This window comes from Pseudoalteromonas ulvae UL12, from assembly GCF_014925405.1.
Lineage (GTDB): Bacteria > Pseudomonadota > Gammaproteobacteria > Enterobacterales > Alteromonadaceae > Pseudoalteromonas > Pseudoalteromonas ulvae.
In genome coordinates this window covers 1-21,613 of record NZ_AQHJ01000021.1, presented here as the reverse complement: position 1 = coordinate 21,613, position 21,613 = coordinate 1, and the positions used below count along the sequence as shown (strand labels likewise).

Annotated in this window: 24 protein-coding genes; all 24 read right to left on the bottom strand. The window is 38.4% G+C overall.

What is annotated here, in order from left to right; all coding sequences use genetic code 11:
• Window positions 1-3: 3 nt before the first annotated feature.
• Window positions 4-1,455 (bottom strand): hypothetical protein, encoded by a 1,452-nt coding sequence (locus PULV_RS01735; protein ID WP_193330763.1) that lies wholly within the window; start codon window positions 1,453-1,455, stop codon window positions 4-6.
• Window positions 1,456-2,235, bottom strand: a complete 780-nt coding sequence (locus PULV_RS01730) for a DUF3438 family protein (RefSeq protein ID WP_193330762.1) — start codon at window positions 2,233-2,235, stop codon at window positions 1,456-1,458.
• Window positions 2,228-2,851 carry a DUF2895 family protein gene (locus PULV_RS01725; protein WP_193330761.1) on the bottom strand — a complete coding sequence of 208 codons (624 nt, stop codon included), beginning with the start codon at window positions 2,849-2,851 and terminating at the stop codon, window positions 2,228-2,230. Before PULV_RS01725 ends, PULV_RS01730 begins: the two co-directional genes overlap by 8 nt.
• The gene (locus PULV_RS01720; protein WP_193330760.1) at window positions 2,841-3,254 is read right to left on the bottom strand and encodes a DUF3487 family protein; all 414 of its coding nucleotides are present in this window, start codon (window positions 3,252-3,254) and stop codon (window positions 2,841-2,843) included. Before PULV_RS01720 ends, PULV_RS01725 begins: the two co-directional genes overlap by 11 nt.
• Entirely contained in the window at window positions 3,254-3,625 is a 372-nt protein-coding gene (locus PULV_RS01715) for a DUF2976 domain-containing protein (protein WP_193330759.1), read from the bottom strand. Before PULV_RS01715 ends, PULV_RS01720 begins: the two co-directional genes overlap by 1 nt.
• A gap of 2 nt (window positions 3,626-3,627) precedes the next feature.
• Complete coding sequence (locus PULV_RS01710) at window positions 3,628-3,858, bottom strand: DUF3262 family protein (RefSeq protein ID WP_193330758.1); 231 nt, start codon at window positions 3,856-3,858, stop codon at window positions 3,628-3,630.
• A 6-nt stretch (window positions 3,859-3,864) separates the two neighbouring features.
• A complete protein-coding gene (locus PULV_RS01705) occupies window positions 3,865-4,152 on the bottom strand; it encodes an RAQPRD family integrative conjugative element protein (protein ID WP_193330757.1) in 288 nt (95 codons plus the stop codon).
• Window positions 4,153-4,280: 128 nt separating this feature from the next.
• Window positions 4,281-4,982 carry a DUF4400 domain-containing protein gene (locus tag PULV_RS01700; protein ID WP_193330756.1) on the bottom strand — a complete coding sequence of 234 codons (702 nt, stop codon included), beginning with the start codon at window positions 4,980-4,982 and terminating at the stop codon, window positions 4,281-4,283.
• The gene (gene traD, locus PULV_RS01695; protein ID WP_193330755.1) at window positions 4,972-7,080 is read right to left on the bottom strand and encodes a type IV conjugative transfer system coupling protein TraD; all 2,109 of its coding nucleotides are present in this window, start codon (window positions 7,078-7,080) and stop codon (window positions 4,972-4,974) included. The genes PULV_RS01700 and traD overlap by 11 nt, the downstream gene beginning before the upstream one ends.
• Window positions 7,077-7,580 (bottom strand): DUF2859 domain-containing protein, encoded by a 504-nt coding sequence (locus PULV_RS01690; RefSeq protein ID WP_193330754.1) that lies wholly within the window; start codon window positions 7,578-7,580, stop codon window positions 7,077-7,079. The genes traD and PULV_RS01690 overlap by 4 nt, the downstream gene beginning before the upstream one ends.
• Window positions 7,555-8,064 (bottom strand): lysozyme family protein, encoded by a 510-nt coding sequence (locus PULV_RS01685; RefSeq protein ID WP_193330752.1) that lies wholly within the window; start codon window positions 8,062-8,064, stop codon window positions 7,555-7,557. Before PULV_RS01685 ends, PULV_RS01690 begins: the two co-directional genes overlap by 26 nt.
• Complete coding sequence (locus PULV_RS01680) at window positions 8,018-8,743, bottom strand: hypothetical protein (protein ID WP_193330751.1); 726 nt, start codon at window positions 8,741-8,743, stop codon at window positions 8,018-8,020. The genes PULV_RS01685 and PULV_RS01680 overlap by 47 nt, the downstream gene beginning before the upstream one ends.
• Before the next feature lie 229 nt (window positions 8,744-8,972).
• On the bottom strand, window positions 8,973-9,926 hold the full coding sequence (locus PULV_RS01675) for a hypothetical protein (protein WP_193330750.1): 954 nt from the start codon (window positions 9,924-9,926) through the stop codon (window positions 8,973-8,975).
• Window positions 9,919-10,350, bottom strand: a complete 432-nt coding sequence (gene pilL2, locus PULV_RS01670) for a PFGI-1 class ICE element type IV pilus protein PilL2 (RefSeq protein WP_193330749.1) — start codon at window positions 10,348-10,350, stop codon at window positions 9,919-9,921. The genes PULV_RS01675 and pilL2 overlap by 8 nt, the downstream gene beginning before the upstream one ends.
• Window positions 10,347-12,182 carry a DNA topoisomerase gene (locus PULV_RS01665; protein WP_193330748.1) on the bottom strand — a complete coding sequence of 612 codons (1,836 nt, stop codon included), beginning with the start codon at window positions 12,180-12,182 and terminating at the stop codon, window positions 10,347-10,349. Before PULV_RS01665 ends, pilL2 begins: the two co-directional genes overlap by 4 nt.
• Before the next feature lie 110 nt (window positions 12,183-12,292).
• Entirely contained in the window at window positions 12,293-13,261 is a 969-nt protein-coding gene (locus tag PULV_RS01660; protein ID WP_193330747.1) for a hypothetical protein, read from the bottom strand.
• Window positions 13,262-13,328: 67 nt separating this feature from the next.
• A complete protein-coding gene (locus PULV_RS01655; RefSeq protein WP_193330746.1) occupies window positions 13,329-14,141 on the bottom strand; it encodes a hypothetical protein in 813 nt (270 codons plus the stop codon).
• Window positions 14,128-14,544: a hypothetical protein gene (locus tag PULV_RS01650; RefSeq protein WP_193330745.1), complete on the bottom strand. Its 417-nt coding sequence runs from the start codon at window positions 14,542-14,544 to the stop codon at window positions 14,128-14,130. The genes PULV_RS01655 and PULV_RS01650 overlap by 14 nt, the downstream gene beginning before the upstream one ends.
• A gap of 127 nt (window positions 14,545-14,671) precedes the next feature.
• Window positions 14,672-15,889 carry a ParB/RepB/Spo0J family partition protein gene (locus tag PULV_RS01645; protein ID WP_193330744.1) on the bottom strand — a complete coding sequence of 406 codons (1,218 nt, stop codon included), beginning with the start codon at window positions 15,887-15,889 and terminating at the stop codon, window positions 14,672-14,674.
• A gap of 8 nt (window positions 15,890-15,897) precedes the next feature.
• A complete protein-coding gene (locus tag PULV_RS01640) occupies window positions 15,898-16,740 on the bottom strand; it encodes a ParA family protein (protein WP_193330743.1) in 843 nt (280 codons plus the stop codon).
• Window positions 16,741-16,829: 89 nt separating this feature from the next.
• On the bottom strand, window positions 16,830-17,921 hold the full coding sequence (locus PULV_RS01635) for a hypothetical protein (protein WP_193330742.1): 1,092 nt from the start codon (window positions 17,919-17,921) through the stop codon (window positions 16,830-16,832).
• 3 nt (window positions 17,922-17,924) lie between these two features.
• Window positions 17,925-18,653 carry an EAL domain-containing protein gene (locus PULV_RS01630; RefSeq protein ID WP_193330741.1) on the bottom strand — a complete coding sequence of 243 codons (729 nt, stop codon included), beginning with the start codon at window positions 18,651-18,653 and terminating at the stop codon, window positions 17,925-17,927.
• 286 nt (window positions 18,654-18,939) lie between these two features.
• Window positions 18,940-20,373, bottom strand: a complete 1,434-nt coding sequence (locus PULV_RS01625; RefSeq protein WP_193330740.1) for a hypothetical protein — start codon at window positions 20,371-20,373, stop codon at window positions 18,940-18,942.
• A 343-nt stretch (window positions 20,374-20,716) separates the two neighbouring features.
• On the bottom strand, window positions 20,717-21,415 hold the full coding sequence (locus PULV_RS01620) for a replication initiation protein (protein ID WP_193330739.1): 699 nt from the start codon (window positions 21,413-21,415) through the stop codon (window positions 20,717-20,719).
• Between the last annotated feature and the right edge of the window lie 198 nt (window positions 21,416-21,613).

Here is a 21,613-nt window from a genome sequence, read left to right as displayed (position 1 = left end):
GAACTAATTAGTAGCAGTAACAATACGTTGTTCTTCACGATATGCCTCCAATTCAGAATCAAAATCATCATTAATCAGTTTTCTACCGTTAGGGTCATAATCAATATTTAATTGCTTTGTCATATTTAAAACATATTCACCTGCAGGTGCTACGACGATATCCCTAACGTTTGCATAACGTTGTGCTACCACTTGATTTATAGCGTTAATACCACCGCTAAGACCATCACCTACCGCAAGTTCTAATTGATTCCCTGTAAAGGCTTGGGTTAAACCAGTTGATGTTTTATCGATATCAAATTGTGCATTAGACAAACCTTCTCCAATAGCACTCAAACCAGAAAGTGAGCCAGTGATTGAAGCGTACTCTAACAGTGTTGAATGCTTCTCACCTTTTATGCATGGTGTTCCATGACGATCACTTAGATAACCGATGGAATTGTTTTTACCGCCACCCCCTCCCTTCATTGGGTCAACGGGCGTAATGGAAGCGATAGCACCATCATTAAAAACAAATGTAGCGCTAGTAATACGTCCTTCAACGCAACCGGTAGCCCATTCACCTACCGCATAACCTGAAAAACGCATAAGTGCAATATCTGGCATATATACACCAGATGTAGCTAAGTTTTCCTGACCCAACTCAACTTTAAATTGAAATGGAGACTGAACGCTTCCATCTGTAGGTGTTACGCCAATTAAGGCATTTAATGATATAGCACCGAACAAGATCGCGTCAGCATCGATAGTCGCGTATTGAATTAGTTGCTCTTTACGCCGCTGTTCTTCAGATTTGGCATTGTTAAAAGGGATAGTGTCTTTTGCTTCAGAAAGAAATCCTGACAAGCCACCCTCTTCAGAACTCTCCACACCTTCAGGTACAATCCATTCGATTGAATCTTCATTACTACTTTTTTGGCCAACACCATTTGACTGTGTAGAAACTTTATAACCATTCAAGGTGACACCCGCGCCTTTGCGTTTATTTTCGTCGTTCAATGAACCGAAATCCAATAATGCATCATCAGTAGTTTGATCTACATTCATATTGCTGGTACCAAGTTCACCTTTTACTTGTTCACTTACCAGCTTCGCTACCATATTCTCTATCTGCTCTTCACTGATATTATTTTGTCCTTCTACTGGTGTATTGTTAGTAACACCATTTTTTTTAAAATCCTTTAGTTCATCTTTTAATTGATTGTTTTCAGATTGAAGCTCATTAAAACGAGCATAGAGCTGTCTAACATCATTTGTTAAAGCGCCAGGTTCACTACCAGCAGTCGGGCCTTGATCTACATCAGTATCTTTTTGGCTCGACTGGCTACCATTTGTTGATTTACCTACTTCTGGCTCACTGGTAAACAAATAACTACCGCCAAAAAAAAGCAAAACAGCAGCGCCGACATACCCACTCAACTTTAAAGCAGGTGAGCTTGATAATTTACCTGCCATCTAACGACCCACCTTTAAGTTTTTTGCAAGAGCATCCTTAGAAACAACATATATAACAGAAGAATTATCATCTTCGGTTACACCTAAATATTCATGTTGAGCAACAACACCCTCCGCATTAACTCTGGGATATATCTTCATTAAGTTATCAGGGCTTAATGAATGTTCTTCAAATTGGCTTTTGTTAATGACTTTTAATGCCGTAACAGTCCATTTACCAGCCCTGTATGCTCTTATTGGTGCAATATCTAAACTGGCTCCTTCATATAGAAAATCGAGATCATCTGGTAACGAATGACCAACCATTCTCACCCCAGATAAAGGTTCAATAGCATACGAAGGGGAAAACAGAGTTTGTGAGACAAAACGAACTAACTCAATAGGGGTCACTTCACTTTTACCGGCGCTTCTTGTTAATCCAAATGATTTACCAGGGGAAACAACTCTAATACCATCTGCATCATCTGCTCTTTCGCTAATAGAAACCAAAAGGGTATAGACTTTCTTGGATTGTTGACCCTTTCCTACAATTCTGAACCTTCTGTCAGAAGTAGTCTTAGCTGTAAAGTAAACTGTATTACCGATAGATTGCGTTCTAATAACATTTTTAAAAGCACCAGTAGCACCAATAGCCACTGGCTCTTCAAATATTATTTTTTTGTCAAGGTTCTTAACAAACGGTACAACAACGCGGATCTCATCACCATCGTTAGCCTCAACAAATGTTTCAGCATTTACAACACTTACAAACATCATCAAAACAATGAACAACCTAAACACGCTTCTTCTCCAAAGTATAACGCTGATACTCACCAACAATCTTCATCTGCCAAGGATTGTTTCTGCGTGGAACATAAGCACTTCTCACAGTGAAAAAATAGCGTCGTTCTTCGTCAAAAATAACAGTACCACTGATACTATCTTTAACCCTTAATACAGCTTCAACTTCAAATTTATTTCTATCTATAGGTCGCACTGAATATTTTGGAGTACCATCTGCTTTAGGCACAAATTCAACCGAACGCAGGCGATTGCGATAACTACCTTGATCTTGTTCATACTCTTTCTTCAACTTACTAGCGTAGGTTTCAGACATGTAATACTTAAACTGCTGAAGCTTTTTGGGATATTCTTTATCTCCATCATTTAGCCAAGTATTAATATTTGCGAAAATTAAAAAAGAAAAATTATATGCCTCCACATCGGGAATAAGCCCTATTTTCGACTTACCCCCTGCATCGATGTTCGGGGGAGTCCAAAAAGACCACTCTTTAGGCATGTTAGCGACCATCATATGTGCATGGATCAAACCAGCTATCAATAAACCGATGATAATCGTAAGCCAACGGATAGTTTTATTTTTTTCATCAAGCATCCTATCTGATTTACTCATCATCTTCCTCCCTACGCTCCACAACTTCAAACATTGGAATATCCGAGCGCCCAATAGTTAGACGCTCATCGAAAAGGTAAAAACCTTCTTTATTAACTGAATTACCAAACCAGCTAATTGCTCTTTTTCTTAAAGCAACGCTCATATACCCTTTAGGTTTACCAGCCTTAATACTTTTGATTTTTTTAGCTAGAATAAAACCCGACAAAATTCCTAAGAATATCATTGAGATTAAACCCGCAATCAAGCCAACAAAAATACCAATCAGCACCGCTGAAACCACACCAAAAACAAATCCAAAACCTAAGCAAAACATTAGTTCTAATTGGGTTAGACCTTTGATAACCTCCGGCTCTTGATTTACAAAGGTAGGTACAAACTGGTCGGTAAAATCAGTTTCATCCATTAAAGGTACTCTTCAAACGCCGCGTAACCAAAGCCAATTATCACAATACAAATAACGAGCAACAGAACAGATACACCAACCTTCATACCGAGTTCCTGAAGATTACCCTTACCGTCTTGCCACTCTTTAAAAGCAGTTAACGTCGAACTGAGCGATTGAACAAATGCAAAGCCTGTCAACGCTAAAAGAACAACACCAATAGCACCACCAATAATGTATGCAGCAAACTCAAACACACTTTTATCTTCGGCCTGTTCAGCTACCTCATCAGCAAGAGGCAAATCAGTTTCAGCCCACACTTGAAATTGAACAAATATCAGTGTCACCATTGATAACAACGAAGATACTTTTTTCTTAATATTAAATTTCATAATCACACCACAGCTCCAAATAAAACTACCGTTACAACTAAAAGCACTAACGCTCTAATTGAATAAAACATCAACTTCTCAGTTTTCAACTGCCCAGAAGACCATGCCCCCCAAGCCCCTAAAATAATCATGACCGCAGCAACGATCATGATAATGACAAGCAACCAATCAAATCCGGCGGCTACTGCCGACTCACTAATACCTGCTCCGCGTTCGAACCCTCCTTCTGACACGTAAACCTACTTATAATCCAAGTGAAGTTCTTTCAATTCACGCGGAACTCTAGACGGAGACACGACATGTCTTTTAACCGCCGACTGAACTTCGCCTATATCGAACAACAGTCGCTCATACTTCAAACGCACAGGATCGGTTTCTGAAGACTCCTTCTTAGCCTCCCTGATTATTTGCTTAGCAACTTCCAAAGTATCTAATGCTTGTTTAAGCTTCTCTTTTTCCAACTCAGTTAGAGCAAAAGTATTTTGCGAAAACAAAAGCGATAGAAGTATCAATATTCTAAAACGCACAATAAAACCCCCATAAATTCACTGCGCTTATAATACCCATTTAAAAGGCTTTATTTTTTTCGCGAAAAAAAATAATTTACAGCCACAAAAAAAGGGCCAATCATGGCCCTTTTTATAAAGGAACGACGTTACATATACTTCCTGTAACTTGCTGCTGTATATGCTAATGCAATACCCAAAAACACAGCGAACGGGAAGATAATAAACAACGGGTCAATACTGTTTGGCCAAGCCAAATAAGCAAAAAACGGTATAGCAAGACTCAAAGGAACCAATTTTCTACTCGCCTGGAAAATAGCACCAGATTCCCGCCCTACACCTGCTCTACGTTTATCTCGCTCAAAAACACCAATGATAAAACCAACATACCCCCAAATAGCAAACAGCGGCAAAGCAAAGACAAAAACCATAAAACGCATAGCAGTCAATAGAATCATATTTGCCATTGCACCAAGATATGCTCCAAAACCTCCTGTAGCACTGCTTTTCGCGAATGACATTAAACCAAGCCAAGAAAGCCCATCTTCAACATAACCAATAGTATTGTCGAATATTTCTTTAACAGTAACTCCTGAAGCCCACTCAATAACACTTTTATCTAACCGGTCATTAAGATGTACTAATTCTTGTTCAACCATTTGTTGACTATGTAATACACCTGGTAAATCCCACCAATCGAACAACATACCTAACACTTCGATCAAGTAAGATATTAAAGCACTTATAAACAACGCTGATACTATTGCGATAGGCCATACGAAAAGGGCATGAATGACCCCTTTCCTCCCCTCTTCTTTTTTTTCAGTTCTCTTATCATCATTACGCGGCATGTGTTTCAGCCCATCCATCGCTAGTTTGATAATTAGCTTTCATTTGAGCCACCATATCGTTAACTTCCACAGGTAGTTCAACCCTATCTTTATCAAAAAGCGGGAACCTTACTTTCCAAAGCTCACCACCATTTTTAAGGAAGAAAGCTTGCCCCTTGGGTAGACTCATAACGTCATTAGGCCTTAGCATAAAATCTTCTTTAGTCGTTAAACGGTCTTGATTATCAGTCATATTCTGCAATAAATCGCCTGAGTCTTTACTGCCACTTACTCCTGTATTACTTTCTATTTCTACCATAGGGAGCTTACTAACCAAAAGTTCAGCGGTACTTTCTTCAGCAACACGCATCATAATCAGATTTTGTAAGTTACCAATAATTTGTGCGGCTTTTGCAGCACTACCTATTTTAGCTTCAATATCTTTAACTGTTTGAGAATAAACATGCGCCATTAAACCTGCACCACCGGCTTTATTTAAAAACTGAATAATTTCATCACCGGTTATCAACTCATTGAATTCGTCAAGATGAACCAAAATAGGTACATTACCACGCCAAGGTTTAGCTAACTTTTTCTTGTGCTGCTTAAATTCAGGTTCATCGAAATCACTACCTGTTTTATATATCTCACCCGCTACAGAAACCAAATCAGATAAAGCTGCACTCGCCACAGCTACCGCAACAACGGGATCCGTGAGTGCATCAAGCCCAATATAAACCACCCCCCTTCGAGATATTACATCGCGCCAGCGTAAACGTTTTTTTCCTTTTTTTGGTTTTAACCCAGGACTTAACAGTTCTGCTGTTTTACCAGTTGTCATTTTGTCGAGGAACGGTAAGAGTGACGCTACTATCTTGTCATAGTGGGATTTATTATATTCAAGCGCACTAACCAAACCACGAATAATAGGATCATGTTTTTTAGCAAGTAGATCACGAGCCAGGTCAATCATTGCTAGCGTTCTCTTACTGCGCCCTTTGAAGGATGCGTCTTTATCATCAATTTCCGCTTCCATATCAACAATACTTTGTTCCCAATCCGGATCTTCTACATGTAGAATTTTATCGAGGTACTTTGATAGTATGTCTTCAGGATTGTTGATATATACATTAAGGCGTTCATAACTAGCCTCTTCACCAACCATTTCAACAGCTTGAGAAACAATGTTTACAAATCTCCATGAGAACTCTTTAAATACAGCACTGTTACCCTCACCGGCTAACTGGTTAGTAGCTCGACCAGCTACCTCTGTTATTTTCTGGAAATCTGAAACGGGGTTGTACTCACAACTATGTTCAGGAAAACCAAGATGAAACATATAAAAATCATCTAGTCGGTCTGCTTCAATACATTCGACAACACAACGACGCAATAACTCACCATCGCCCTTTGGATCAATAACAATAACAACGTTACCATCGTTAATTTTATCGCGTAACTTTTTAGCTCCAGCTCTAATATCAGAGCTAATAATTAGTTCTGCAGCTCTTGTCTTACCAACACGGCTTTGACCAAATATACCAGTATGGCCAACACGCTCATCATAGCGCCAAAGGAATGTTTTTTCGTTTGGTTCAATACCATGAATTGCAGGATTGCCACCAATGTCAGGTAAAGGTCTAAATGGATTTAGAGGGTTATTACTTTCTAATAATTTGACCAAGTGTTTTATAACAGGTGTGTTTTGATTTTTTATACAAAAGTGCCGAACGTTTGTATACAGCTCACCATCAACAATATAATCCTTATTCTGAGATTTAAAAGTATCGCGCAAGCGTTGTGTGTGGATTGGTAGCCAACGAAAACCTTTCCCTAACGGTACGTAACTAGGATCAAAAGGAATGTCTGCAGGATTTATTTGATAAAAGCGTAACCGCTTTATATTTCTTTGATAGAGAGCTAAACGCCTACCGTCTTTTATGTAAACAGCACCCATAAAAGAAAATACGGCTACAGACACATAGGAAAGCGACTTACTCATAAATAAGTATTCGTAACAAGCCCAAGATATGAAGGCAGCTAAAAAGCAGGTGAATGCTACATACCATTCTCCAATAGGCCGCAACAGTCCCTCTGCAGGTGTTTCTGATCTAATCATTGCGACACTTCCCCATTAATAATTAGAGCCGGATAAGCGTTTAATACAGAATCAAACATCTTACTTTCCACTTTACCAACTGAAAGTCCTGCTCTACGCAAAACGTTCTCAAATGCGGTAAACTCGCTCAAGGTCTTTGCATCAATAACTAATACAACAGCCCTTGAGTCTTTAATCTTTTTAAAGTTTCTTTGAAGCCAGTTTTGACTTGTTTCATCAGTACCTACAACTGCAATGTTGTATGGAAGCTTAGTTTCGATTTTGTAAGAATTAAAGGACTCCATAGGCAAATGAGACACCAGAGGAAATTGAGCGTCCAACGCTTTTTTTACATCGTCATTAGTAAAAGGCTTTTTAGGCACGTATTGCTCACCTTTACCATAATAAACTTCAATATCCCTTGCTTTACCACTATCAAATACAACAAATGTTTCAGCAGAAGCAAAACAACTAACAAGCATCAAGAAAATGCAATTACAAAGAAAGAACAATTTCTGCATATAACCTCGCTTTTTTATCCATGACCGGTCTGTGATAGTAGGCTATCGCATCTTCCCAGCTATTAACCTTTTTGGATTGCCAGGACTCCCTTAAAATTTCACAAACAACTTTAATATTTTTAGTTGGGTTTAAAGCTTTTGCAAAGCTCCCTTCAAAGCGCTTTGAATGCCATTTCCACTCTATTTGACCAAACCCAACACCTAACCTATCAGCACCGTTCTCAAACGCAAACGTCGCCGCAACTAACGCTTCATTATAGGTTCTGTAATACCACCCTTTACCATCTATATTTAAAGTCCAGGGCCAAGGTTGTGGTTCACCATTTTTAAATGATTTAGATTCGTGAGTTATTATCTTTTTAATTACCCACACAGGAACAGAAACACATTCCCCTTCTATGATCTCGTTTAACGTATTAGCGAAAGTATTTCTTGAGTTACAAACGACTAATACGAACAGTAGGATATTTATCAACCGTTTCATTTTCACCAGCTCGACGCAAACCTATAACTTTCCTGTCATTTAATTCCGGACTAACACCCGCTTTAAAAGCCCAGCGCTTAATATCAATATCATCAACAGAAGCAGGGAAAACAATATCAATTGTCTTAATAGTCCCAACTGATAATTGACCCATCAATCCTTTAAATTGCTTTATACAATCGTCACAGTCCAGAGAAACAAACAGATCCCTTCCAGAGCCTAACGTAAGGTTTTGTTGTTTATTCCCCAATATAGAACCTAACGGATCCATTTCTTTTTTCAATGACTCACCAATACTTAAATCAACCGCTTGGCCAGCCCCGAACATTTGCTTTGAAGCTAACAATATTTCCCTATTTAACATCTGCATTTTTTGCACATTTTCGAACTCCATTTTCGCAATAAGCTTTGCATATTTTTTTCGTTCAACATCAGTTCTCGCTTCCATGCCAAGATAATAAAGAGGGTTCGCTGAAGGGGTTAATATACCTCTAGGTGTATTCTCCTTTAGATACATAAACCGACGATACTCAGATTTATCTATACCCCACGCCTCTAAAAAACCATTATCTACTTGAAGACCTTCAACATCGAAAGAGTCCACGTTATCTTGTTTAATATCCTGAGCTTGAATTACACAGGAAAACATCAAACCTATAATGAAAATAATTACTTGCATGTATTCCCCCCGTTCTCAATATCAACCTTAACTTGTAATTCAGGCGCTCTATCTAATCGAGCAATATTGACTGCTTTCGAACAGTCCGGAGCAGGATTGTCAACAACTGCAGGTATGGTTCTTACTCCGTCCGATGTATGAATAACTGAATACCTTTTATCGCTATCAACATTATTGGTTGTACTGCAGCCGCATATTGCGACCAATAAAAAACTAACTAATATATTTTTCATAACAGTGACTCTACGTGAGATTCCCCATCCCTATGCTTAAAAACGGCTTCATTCCCCTTTATTTCTACTAAACGCCAGAATCCAATCTCACCACCTTCATATACTTTCATTGGTGTAGATGGACTATTAACATCAAACCCAACTAACCTTTTTTTACCGCCATATACTTCCTGGTGAAGTACTTTAAATGTGAAGGCTTTTCTTTTTTGTTCTGCTTCACTCTTAAAACCTGACACTCCTGAAAGCACAGCTTCCAATCTACGACCGTTTTCACCAACCCCTACATCAACACCTTTCAAGGCTTGGCCAAGGCCATTAATCTTTCCTTGTGTATCGACATTTTGCTGTCCCAGCGCTCGATGCACCGACATCAACTCCCCCTTCAAAGCATTAACATCGCTATTAATTGTAGATAGAGAAGCTTTAATGCTTTGTAGTTCACGCAACACTGTTGCTGTTACACCTACATCTGCAGCAGTAGATTGTGCTAGGCCATCGTTAACCGGTTTAGTATTATCAGGGGATTCATCATTTGGGGCTATTTCATAATCACCTGATTCTTGAACAACATTTGAACCTGCTTCAAATACATCATAAGTGTCATCAATTCGCTGTTGTTCCTGTGCTGTTAATGTTGGAATTGTCGGCAAATCTCCATTTAACTCGGAACTCATTGAATCCGGTGTATCAACCACAATTTCCCTAGTAGCACCGTTAACTTGAGGTTTTTTGTTTAATAGATCACTAAAGCCACCCGTAAATATAAAATATATAACACCACCAAGTAGACTAAGCGCGACAATCAACATAACGATGACAGGTAACAATCCTGGCTTTTTCTTTTCACCTTCGTTTTTTTCATTATTTTCATTATTTTCATTATTTTCAGGGAGTGAAAATTGAGGCTCATCTGTCTCAATTTCATCATCGATAATTTGTTCATCAGCCATTGATCAACCCCTTGTATTCATCTTTCAACTCAAAGGATAAGCGGCGTCTTAATGGATCCATAACGACACGAAACGGCTCTCCTGCAACAACCTCAATGACATTCAAAATAGTCATTGGATTATCAGCCAAGTCTCTTTGCACCAAGGGAAGCTTCGACTCAAGCATAATTTTCATTTCTTCAGTCCAAATAGTTTCTGGTACTAATGCGAATCCACTATCGTCGAGAACGTAAATAATTGCGTCATATACAGAAGACACCTGAACAGGAAACCTAATTTGTACAACATCTTTTAGGGGATTTACTTGCTCTACAGTAGGTTTTAGAACAACTTCAGTGTACCTATCCGTATCAATCGTTTTGAAGTCGCTAGCAGACACACCTAAACTAGCAACCCAAAATAGAGAAATGACTAATTTTTTCATACAGCCCAATCACTCATCATTTTAGTTACAAAATTTTGGTGTTGAACTATAACGTTCCGTTCATCCACCCGACCTTCAGATGCTGCTTTAACTGCTCTTTGAAGCAGGGCAGTTAAACCGGCATCCATATTTTTGAATTTGCTAACATGCTGCTCAAACAGCCTTGTGCTCTCTAAGCCTTTTCCTGCTTTTTTGATGAGATTTTTCTTGATTGCACGATCAATAGTGTCACTTCGCGTAGCGGAAGTACCTATACCATCCCCTTCAGCCAACAAAGCTCTTAAATCAGGATCAGTAACGTATTGTGATGGGTTTTCCATAGCTTCTACTAGCTTCGCTTCTGACATTAATGCAGGTTTTTTAGTCTTACCTTCAACAACCTCAGAACCTACGACCTTTACAACTTCCCCCTCTTTAATCTCAAGAACTGGGTCTTCAGAATCCTCCTTGCCACTAATCACTCTCTCTGCTTCTTTCCAGCCAAGCTCCACGACCTTAGTCGCACGAACTCCAGCACTAACTTTCCCGTTAAGTGTTTTTAATACAACTTGCTGAGAATCGTACTCGTAATCCTTCATAAATTGAGCTACATAGCGCAGTGCTATTGTTAGATAAACTGCAATTTGCTTTTCAGTAAGTCGGCGTAAATTTACAGGCTTACGTGATGGAATAATGCCGTGGTGTACATTAACTTTTTTATCATCAAATGCTTTTGGCTTTTTATCTAAATCCAAATCAAGTTTTTTTATCTGACTTAATGCATTAAGGTGATTTACAATCACTTTTACATCATCAAGCATACTTTCTGGTAAGTGTCGCTTATCTGTTCTTGGATATGTAACAGCACTTAATGGTTGATCATATAAAGTTTGAAGAAGCGTTAGAGTCTCCTTAGCACCAATATCAAAGCGGTCAACAGCCACCTGTAGTTTTGACAAATCAAAAGGCAGCGGTGGTGAAACTTTTTTACGCTTGACTTCAACGGTATCTGCTTTAAATTCGACGCCCTTCAATTGGCTAGCAAAAGATGTTGCTACTTTCGATGACAATAACCTTCCAGATTGTTTATCCAGATATTCATCTGGTACATCCAAAGTAACGAAAAACTCTTCTCCTGAACTTTTCCTGCATTTCAACTTAACACTGTAAAATGTTTGTGGTTTAAAATTCTTTCTGGCCATTGTGTTTTGATAAACAATTAAAGAGGCAGCAGTTATTACTCTACCAACCGAAAATGCACCTTTTTTAATTTCATTGTTTTTTCTAAGCAATGTGGTCATGGCCATAGTAAGGTTCATCCCTACCATCCAATCCAATCGACGCCTTAAATCTGCTTCCTTAGCCATAAAACGTGTCGTTTTTTCTGAAACGGGGTTATCCCAAGCCTTTTTCAAAGATCCGTTATCGGTAGCTGAAAACAAAACTCTCTTCAACTGTCCGCAATAATTTGCAAACCGAATAATATCCCTCGCGATAAGCTCCCCCTCGTTATCTGGATCAGTTGCTATATAAAGAACATCAGTTTTTCCTAACACTGTTTTAATCGTGTTAAAAATTACTTTTTTATCGTCAGCAAGACTTACTTCGTACTTTTCAGGAAAAACAGGAAGGTGTTTCAGTTGCCACGACTTAGACAACTCAGGAACATAGTGCTCTGGGCCAGCCAAACCAAACAAATGGCCAACAGCATTAATAAGATAGATGTTTTTTTCTTTACTGAAATAATAATTGCGCTTTTTATCTGCAGGTTTAAAGCCCAGAAACCGCGCCCAATCAGCGGCTTGAGAAGGTTTCTCAAATAGAAGTGTTTGAACTTGTTTACGCTCTGCCATCACTACGTTCTCGGTTTAAATAGATGGCAAGAATATTATCAGACCTTAGAGGTCTATTTTTTCGAGGAAAAAATTAAATTTATAGGTTACTCATTAGTAATGAATAAACATTACTTCTCGTTAACATGATTGATTATGTTCATTACAGAACCAAACAACTCTTCATCATCATCGTCGTCATCATCTAAAACTTCTGTCAAGGTGCTTTGAATATAGGTATAGAGCGTTTCAATACGAAATCTAAATTTACGATGAAGTTCGAAATAAACGTCAATTACTTCAATATTCGTTGCCATCAGTTGATTAAACATTTGATAAATATCCACACCAACAGAAGGCGTTATTTTCTCAGAATTTCTACCAACCGAATGAAATCGCCGCCATTGACGATAGTACTCTACATCTATATATCTCTCATTGTTGTACTGTTCTATAAACGTTAAATGAGCACCCGCTTTAATCAAATCATGTAACAATTTCCGGCCCCGTACATGCGCCTTAAAACCAGCTATAACAGTATCCATCGCAACTTTATCTACTTCAACATTAATAACATTACGTTGAACTAATAATCGAGTATAAAGATGCATTACACCCTGCTTTAATTCTTGCAGTGCAGAAAATAATTTAGGGGGAATATTACCAATGTTTGAATCACCTGGCTTTTGTTCAACCTCATACATCATTCGTGATATATATGAAATAAATTTACTTACAATGATAGTTTTGTATGTTGCCTCACCTACACTTAGGGACTTCATGTATTTTTCTGTAGAACTGCGAAGCTTATCCAGTTGCCCTTCACTACATTTTGCAAGTATCTCGGCAATTTCAATAGTTGTTTTGTAATCGATAACCAGCCACGCCGCTTTCCTACCCTCGACCTTTTTGCAAAAATCAGGCATATCGTAAGCAGACATGTCTCTAATAGCCAAAGCCGCTTGACGACTAATGCCAAGGGTCTGTATTACCTCATCGATTTTATTTCCATATTCGGATATAAGCTCAGGAACACCAGAAACCAAAAGGCTTGCGGCTCCAAATTTAATATCTAAATTACTATAACTTGCATGTGACATAGCTACACTCCATCTTTATCAAATTCATTATAATGAATTTGATGAGGAATGGAAATAATTATTTTGATTATTTAAGCAGCGATGACACATCCAATACATCAGGTATTTCACCTTCAGTTTTGTCATCTTCTTGTTCTTCTTCATCAATAGTTACTTCCGGCTCTACACTTGGTTCAGGCTCTATGTTTGACTCAGTACCGACATCTTCTCTATCGTCATAAATTTGATTAAGAACATCTTCATCGGTTTCAGCCATAACATCACCACCAGACAACAGAGAACCGATTTCATCATCTGTTTCAGCGCTGAAATCGTCATCTATTTCGTTATCATCACCTCCATGATTAACTTCCTTATCGATCTCAACTTCCATTGTTGAGCCACTTTCTACATGTAGAATTTCCATATACGACACGAACCTGCCGCGCTTTGCTTTTAGATATAACCAGACTTCTTTCATTAGCCCAGTATATTGACCAATCCAATTGTAACCTTCGGGCGTCTTCGAAATAATAGTGTGAAATAAAGAAATAGTCAGTATTTCAACATGATGTTTAACCCCGTTCACACCATCTTTTTCGATTTTGGATTTAGCAGCCGCTTCACTACCTACTAAACACACCGCGAGATAAAAACTTGCTTTTCGGCTTTCTTTATAAAAATATTCATCAGCGATTATATCTGAAAGCATATGGTGAAAGTTATCTAAATCTACATGGCCAATAATATCTTCGAGCACACCAGATAGTAATTTATCAAACGTAGAATCAGATATACCGCTTAAATTCAACAACTGCCTTCTAAGCTTTACTAACTTTTCTTTATTAGCGTTAATATCTTTTTTAGATTTACGCCAAAATACTTTATCAGCCCACGACATTTACCAACCCCTGAATATCACTATTCACACCTCTAACCACATATTTTCTACACCAGTTTACACAGTTAAAAGCCATGATGTTTTGATTTGTAACACATCCACTATCACCCATATAAGAAACTTCAACATTAAAATTATCTCTAATGCTATTGAAGGTTTGCTCACTTACAAAAGGTTTCCACTCACCAACAACCTTATTCATTTTTAACAATTTGAACCGATACCTAGACAACGGGCTATCTGAAATTAATTTTGAAATACGATTAGCGCTAACATCACTTCTATACGGTAATGTTTTTATCAGCCGACTAAACTCAACTTCGTGTTCTCCAAGTAGATATGCATCTATATCTCGAATATAACCAAGTACTGCAAAAGCTAAGTCACGATTAGAAATTAACATGCGCCCCTTTTTACCACCGATAAATTAAGAATGATCTAATATAGACCGCTTAGTTCAATAGGTTGGAGCCAGAAATAAAAAAAAGCCCCGTAATCCGACGGGGCTAAACAGTTATTGATGATGTTAATTAACTTACATAGCTAATTTTGACTAAAGCAGGATCAACAACGCTGAGTTTTCCCGAAACTGAACGTATGACTATTTTATCTTCTTCATCGGCAACAAGATCTAAGGCAAGAAAATAATTATCACCTTCATATTGAACGCTTATCTCCGCTTTGGATAAAGCTCGTTTTTTAACCGGACTTCCACTTTCAACATCTTCTTCATGCTCATCAAAGTCGTCATCTTCAGACCCACCTATATCATCACCTTGAGGCTCTTCTTCATACTCATCACCAGAACCACCTTTATGTATACCTTCAATATCTGAATTAATAGCATCTTCAATATCTAACTGTTCTTCGTCTTTCTGCTTACCTGGCGAAATATTAGCGCTTGATTTATCATCAATAGCAGAGCTAGGACTAGTCAACTCCCCCTCTTCATTCATCGCTTGATTTAAAGCTTCTTTAGTTAGCCCGTTGGCCAACCAAGTTCTAAGCTGTGCTTCGATATCTCCATACAAATCTAATTTATAAGCACCAAGGACAAAATCACGATTGAAGCAACCATTGGCTTTTCCGAACCCTACAATGCTTCGGGCGGCAGAATCACTTTTTTTATGGATCATTATCAAGTGTTTCAAAAGAAGCATGTCTGTCACACCATCTACATCATAGATATCTCTGACTAATGGTATTTCCCTAAGTTGACTGAAATGATTGATATAGTCACTGATATAGCCTTGAGACTTTTTAAAATCTTCAGAAACTTCTTTGTTACTAAGATTATGTGTCTCTTTATACACCTTTATTCGAACAGCAAGAGTAGGTAAATCCTCTTCTTCTATCTCAGTATTAGCTTTAATATTTTTACGGTGAAGCTCCCTTGCTGTCATACCTTCAAAAATACGGCTTTTAATAGTTTCCATCCCGCCGTGACGGAATGCCCTCCATCGTTTTTCACCTGAAATAACAACATAATCGGCCTTTCCCGAATCATCAGGAACAAGTACTACCGGATGCAATAATACCCAGTCTTCAGCAGCCAGTTCTTCAGCAGCTTTTTTAACCTGCTCTTCAGTTAAGGCCCTATTCAGCTCGAAAGGACGAATACGACCAAGCTCAATATCCAACACTCGCTCACTTTGATCTTTCTCAGCCGAGGATCCCATCATTCCTTCACCTTCTGCCAAAAGCGAATCAAAATCTAATGCATCAGCATCGTTACTAACACCAGCCATAATACCTCCTAGACCAATCTTTCATAAATATCTGTAATGACACGACGATACGCCGCACCTTTCGTTCTGTCATTGCCGCTGGCTGGTTTAAACCATATAGCTCGACGCTCATCTTTCGCATTATTCAACGCCGTTGAATATTCGATATATTTGTTTGTTAGGTTTGTTTTGAATGAAGCCCTAGCCCAATCAATAAAACGTTTCACGATTTTACCTCGGGCATCAACTGACGAAAGCACAACAACCGGCAACTTAAGTTGCGGGTTGTGCAATTTTTTAGCAGCGTTATAGAGAGCGAAATATTTAGTCACTTTATCTTTGCCACAAGTATCAAAATCGCAAATAAGAGGCATCACAGTACTTGTACACGCACATAAACTCGCATATTGAACAAGTCCTAATTGCGGGGGAGTATCAACATATAGGTGATCATATTGGGTAGCCAGAAAAGCAACGTTAGCCTTAAAGTTTGACACATAAGACTTATCTTTACTTTCGTTAATATTAGCCATAGCACCCGCACTGGCAGGTACAAAATGCATTAACTCACCTATACTCTCAACATCTTCCGGAAGTCTACACCCCCAATTTCTGACTGGTAAAATAGGACGCTCGCCTCGCTCCCAACTTGCCTGAAATTCTTCAGGACTCATGGTAAACAAGGAGTCAGAACACAACCCATCATAATTATCAGGCTTACCAAGTAAGCGACTAGAATCTTCTTGAGCATCACCGTCGATTATCAATACGGTTTTGTTTTGTTCAGCGGTATACAACCCCAACTGTACAGCTAAAGTTGTCTTATTTACGCCTCCCTTCTGGAAGCCGATATTAGTTATTTTCCCAGCCATGAAAGTTCCTCTAAATTCTTCATGTAGAATTTTACTTTATTCATTATAATGAATTTATAGCCTATTAAAAGTCCTTTTTTCATTTTTCATCAACTAAATGCTTTTTTAAGCATCAGAACGAACTCTTTCTTGGCGTATTCATAATTAAAACCAGCAACCATAGCCGCAATATCATTTCTTTCGAAAGTATCAATATGAATCCTAGGGCATATTTCTTTACATCTATTAGCGATAACTTGCCCTTTATGATTATCATCGTTGTCGTAAATAAGCAGTATTTTTTCTACATTAGGCAATTCAGTAGCCAATATTTCAGCAAGAACGGGTAAGTTATCAGCATACAAACCACCAACATTCGCAAGCGCTTTTAATCCTAATTGCTTACTCATAAAATGGGCCAATAAAGCGTTTGCACCTCCTTCCTGAAGGATAACTGTTTTTAAAGTAGATGGTTCAATCGCCAATTCATCTGAAGGGAAGTAAAAGCAAAGTCCGGTAGGATCAAATTCCTTCATCATAATTTTTTCACCGGTATCATATATACGTTGAAACCCCATGAAAGTATCTTGATGCAAATACCTAAATGGGAGGGCGCAATATTGGCCGTAGCGACGAGAATAACCGAGTCTAAAATCTAACAGAGGATCTTCTAAAATCCATTCTTTCAAAATACCTTTTTTGTGAAAGTACATACTTTCACGACCCTTTTCACCGTACTTAAACAGTTTAGAGAACCAGCGCCGCTGTTCATTTACTAGAGTCATACGATTAACTGCAGGTTTTGCTTTATGAATAGCAGCTTTATAACTATTTTTTCGCAAGGAGGAACCTGACTGATATTGTTCAAACAAAATACCAACTGTATTCACAACCGATGGAATAGATTTACCGGATGATGGATCCGAATAAGAAGCTCGAAAATTTTGGAATACAAAATGAGGAAACTGATCCCCATTGTAATCTTTAATATTGAAATATACCCTACACCGTCCTTTTGAATCTGCGCTATTCACAGCAATATCTTTATGCCGTAGCTTACCAGGACTCAATGAACAACCTGCAAAATCGATATCAACGACGTTGGCACCGTCTACCAATTCTTTATAACAAGCTTCAACCTTGTCATTAAGTGAAGGATAACGCTCAGCTATCCACTCTTTAAATGTTTTATTACTTTCCATCGATTACTTACACTCTATATTAAGGGGTACGTTTAACATATCTTCCAGGCTATCACCACGACCAAATAAAAAGCCCTGGTAAAAATCAGCAGATAGTCCTACAGCAAAATCCATTAGGCTCTTAGATTCAACACCTTCAATAACAGTACTAAATCCACAAGCCTGTACTACCTTATGAACCGCGCTTAATAATTGACTTGGTAAGCGTTCACCTTGATTTAAAGTAAATACTTTGTCGAACTTAACTCTGTCGAAAGGATAGTCTAACAAAGACTCAACATTTGAGTAACCTACCCCAAAGTCATCTAAAACCAATGTAAAACCAAATTCTTTAGCTAATTTTAAAGCTGGAATGGAAAGAGAAGTTCTAGAAGATTCAATAATCTCAAGCTCGATACAGGAACAAGGAACACCGTAAGCCTGTGCTAACTTAACAAGTAACCAGATACTATCTTCTTTACAGTCACTTGGTTCAATATTAAAGGCATAATGATAAGAAGACCCGTAAAGCTGAACTAATTGACTAACAGACCTAAAGAACTCATGACACTGCGTTTTAAAAGGGACTAATGAAATTAAACTAGCAGAGCCTTGATATACCGACATATTCATAGCGGCACTACAACGAGCCAAAGCCTCAAACCCAACAATGCACTTATTAGAGTTAACGATAGGTTGAAAGACATAGCCAAACGATCCTACTTGTAATTTTTCAATATTGTCTAGCGCCATACCTGACTAACCACCCTATTTATAATGATGAAAATTTTACCACTACAAATAGACTCAAAGTATTAATGAAAAAAATTCTACATGTAGAAAAAGAAGACCTATGGATTTGTGGTTTTCCGCTTCGCGTAACAAACTACCGCATGGACAGACACATGGATAACTTGTGGAAGGCAAGCCTACCACTAAGTTACCCACATGCCATGACCACACTCTCGTTTTAAACCACTAACTCCACAGGCCCAAAGTAATAACAATCTTTTTTGTAGATCTTTATTTTTTAGTCTCATTACACAGCTACCGGACATTCTTTTGGGGGGGAATATATAGAAGCGCACCTAATGACCGGATGATCCAATAACTCTTTCCAATAACGACGCACTGTCCGTTCGCTCCGACCACAAATCGCGGCAACAGAGGTTTGGGTAAGTGGTGATTGGTCGCTCAGAAGCTCTCTCGCCGCTTTCAAGATGCGTGAAAGAGTCCCTTCTGCTTTTCTCTTAGCTGTAGTTAATGCAGAGGCTTTCCTTGCGATAGCTACTTCTTCGGGAGTTAGTTTGGTCTTGCTTTGGTATAGGAAGGATGTATCCATTCCTAATTGCCTTGAAAGGTATTCTGAAATTGAATCCTTTTTATATTTATAGAGTGTGTTTTGGGCAGTTTTTAAATATCTAGCAAGTTCATCGTCTGTAAGGCCTATCAACCTCTCATTAATTTGGCGAACTCGATTAAATGCAGAGTCGGCATCTTGAATATGCCTTAGAGCCACGTAAATTATAAAGGCTGCGCTATCCCTCATACCTTCTTTTACGGGATTTTTTTGGATGTGCTGCAGAACATTAGTGTATATCTTGAACCACCACTGACCTATAGTATGCTTTCCAGAATTGGGGGGGTTATCCGATTTTGCTTTTGGAGTCTTAGCCTTTCTTGCTTGAGTTTCTTTTTTTGGTTGCGTAACTAGCTTTAAGTGCGTTGGCTTGGTTATTTTAACCCCAAGCTGTTTTGCCAGATCTTCGAAATCATAGGTATGGCCACCATCATAATACTCGACCGTTCTCCTTGTAGATCCATGTTTTGTTCCTGGCATTCTTAAAACACGAGCCGGATCTTTACTGGCTCCCAAATCAACATGCCAGTTTTTTCCACCATTCAGTTTACTTACCAGTTTTGAAGTAATATCTCTCCACGAATTTATTCTCCATTTATATGCCTCAACACCTGGATACATCCAATATAAATGCACACCTCCAGAACCTGATAACACATAGCCAGTAGGCATAGGCACTTCTGCCAACTGTAATTGGCCAAAGACCTCTTTTATAACTTCGCTTTCTTCTTCAGGAGTCAGTGATTTCTTATTTTCTCTAGTTACACCGGCAGGACTGTTTATATCTATTTCCAACCAATTTGCATGTAAAGACGCTAATTGCTTCGTATTTCTCCAGTCAAAAAATTGGTTAGGTGAAATAAAACAATCAATCGAGCAATCTCTACCTATCGATGCATCGAGGTAAAATTTAGATAAGGTGGTGGTACTTTTGCCCGACTGTCTATGACCAATGGCTCTCCAAGGGGAATTCCCCTCTTTGATCCTATATGACCACACATACCGGCAATTGGCCTCTTGGCCTATTCCCATTGATGCATTAAAGTTTGTAGGTGAACAACGCTTATAAAGCGTTGTTTGATTTAATACGCTACCTGTATTTAGCACTTTCACTCATTTCCATAGAGTAAGAGCGCATGATTATTCTAGTCATGTCATTCTCTTTTTTTAGGTAAAAGAAACTTGACCGCTAGGTTGTGGAAGTCTAAAATCTGAGGTGTCAAACTTAGATTAGTTACTTACCAATTACCTATCGGTTTCTAACGGTATGTTGCTTATCGAACAAATAGCCTCGTTAGCGCGAGGCTTTGTTTTTTATTGATTACTATTTTTTATTCTTTTTCCAATCCTTATCCTATTTAATACAAGATTAATAATAGATGCTATAGGAGATCAATACGGATCCATTAAATACTACTTTTCACCCACGATTTAATGAGGCAATCTGTAGTATTTACTATTTTTCCCAGTAAAATTTTAAACCAACCACTTTCCTTGATTCTTTAATTTCTTCAAATGTCAATTCAATGCCGGTTCCCAAATTAATATTTTCAATAGCTGGCTCAACTATTCGTCTCTTCAAGTTGTTGTAAATTGAATACGATTTTACTTCTCTAATATCAAGGCCGTACCTTATATCATCCAGCGTCATTTCTAGGCACTGCAGGTCATTACTACGAGCCTCATTTATCCAACGAAGAATACGCTGATTGTTGATGTTACTCATTGCAGCCAACCAAGGAAGTGGAGCAGCTAACTGGTCTGATAAATCATGTAAATAGGGAAGTATTTCAGGCCAAAAGACAACACCGTACTTTCCTTGTTTTACATTTTTCATCTTCTTACCAATCCAACGCATTGAAACTTCGTGATCGCCATCCTTAATATGCACCCAACGCTCAGCTAAGTTATCAATCGCTGCTTTTATATCTCTGACAGCCTCCCTCCTAGAAATATCAAAAATTTCACAATAATCCGATGCATTGAACCAATACTCTCCATTAGCGCTTTCACCATCTCTGTTCATTCGCTCTAAACACATTAACAAAATGCGTCCTTCGTCTTTAGACATGGTATGCCTGGAATGAAGTAACGCCTTAGAATCGCCTATCTCTTGTGATATTAATGGATTTCTATAAAGTACCTGTTCGCTCATGGTCATACCTTTTTATTACTACAAATCATTTGTTTCATGTAGTATTTCATATTAACAAACCTATTACTACACTTTTTTTACTCTTGTAGCACTTAATTGGTGGGCGATTTGTAGTAATTGAATCCGGACTCTTGCAGAGCTACAACGTGGGCGATATGTAGCAATTGAATCAGGACGCTTGCAGAGCTACAACGTGGG

What these genes read in the sequence shown, in the direction of transcription:
- PULV_RS01685 (WP_193330752.1), bottom strand. Translation starts at nt 8,064, where the DNA reads ATGAAACGGTTGATAAATATCCTACTGTTCGTATTAGTCGTTTGTAAC.
- PULV_RS01680 (WP_193330751.1), bottom strand. Translation starts at nt 8,743, where the DNA reads ATGCAAGTAATTATTTTCATTATAGGTTTGATGTTTTCCTGTGTAATT.
- PULV_RS01620 (WP_193330739.1), bottom strand. Translation starts at nt 21,415, where the DNA reads ATGAGCGAACAGGTACTTTATAGAAATCCATTAATATCACAAGAGATA.
- PULV_RS01725 (WP_193330761.1), bottom strand. Translation starts at nt 2,851, where the DNA reads ATGATGAGTAAATCAGATAGGATGCTTGATGAAAAAAATAAAACTATC.
- PULV_RS01650 (WP_193330745.1), bottom strand. Translation starts at nt 14,544, where the DNA reads ATGTTAATTTCTAATCGTGACTTAGCTTTTGCAGTACTTGGTTATATT.
- PULV_RS01630 (WP_193330741.1), bottom strand. Translation starts at nt 18,653, where the DNA reads ATGGCGCTAGACAATATTGAAAAATTACAAGTAGGATCGTTTGGCTAT.
- PULV_RS01655 (WP_193330746.1), bottom strand. Translation starts at nt 14,141, where the DNA reads ATGTCGTGGGCTGATAAAGTATTTTGGCGTAAATCTAAAAAAGATATT.
- PULV_RS01675 (WP_193330750.1), bottom strand. Translation starts at nt 9,926, where the DNA reads ATGGCTGATGAACAAATTATCGATGATGAAATTGAGACAGATGAGCCT.
- PULV_RS01690 (WP_193330754.1), bottom strand. Translation starts at nt 7,580, where the DNA reads ATGCAGAAATTGTTCTTTCTTTGTAATTGCATTTTCTTGATGCTTGTT.
- PULV_RS01645 (WP_193330744.1), bottom strand. Translation starts at nt 15,889, where the DNA reads ATGGCTGGTGTTAGTAACGATGCTGATGCATTAGATTTTGATTCGCTT.
- PULV_RS01715 (WP_193330759.1), bottom strand. Translation starts at nt 3,625, where the DNA reads ATGAAATTTAATATTAAGAAAAAAGTATCTTCGTTGTTATCAATGGTG.
- traD (WP_193330755.1), bottom strand. Translation starts at nt 7,080, where the DNA reads ATGATTAGATCAGAAACACCTGCAGAGGGACTGTTGCGGCCTATTGGA.
- PULV_RS01635 (WP_193330742.1), bottom strand. Translation starts at nt 17,921, where the DNA reads ATGGAAAGTAATAAAACATTTAAAGAGTGGATAGCTGAGCGTTATCCT.
- PULV_RS01700 (WP_193330756.1), bottom strand. Translation starts at nt 4,982, where the DNA reads ATGCCGCGTAATGATGATAAGAGAACTGAAAAAAAAGAAGAGGGGAGG.
- PULV_RS01665 (WP_193330748.1), bottom strand. Translation starts at nt 12,182, where the DNA reads ATGGCAGAGCGTAAACAAGTTCAAACACTTCTATTTGAGAAACCTTCT.
- PULV_RS01640 (WP_193330743.1), bottom strand. Translation starts at nt 16,740, where the DNA reads ATGGCTGGGAAAATAACTAATATCGGCTTCCAGAAGGGAGGCGTAAAT.
- PULV_RS01660 (WP_193330747.1), bottom strand. Translation starts at nt 13,261, where the DNA reads ATGTCACATGCAAGTTATAGTAATTTAGATATTAAATTTGGAGCCGCA.
- PULV_RS01720 (WP_193330760.1), bottom strand. Translation starts at nt 3,254, where the DNA reads ATGGATGAAACTGATTTTACCGACCAGTTTGTACCTACCTTTGTAAAT.
- PULV_RS01735 (WP_193330763.1), bottom strand. Translation starts at nt 1,455, where the DNA reads ATGGCAGGTAAATTATCAAGCTCACCTGCTTTAAAGTTGAGTGGGTAT.
- pilL2 (WP_193330749.1), bottom strand. Translation starts at nt 10,350, where the DNA reads ATGAAAAAATTAGTCATTTCTCTATTTTGGGTTGCTAGTTTAGGTGTG.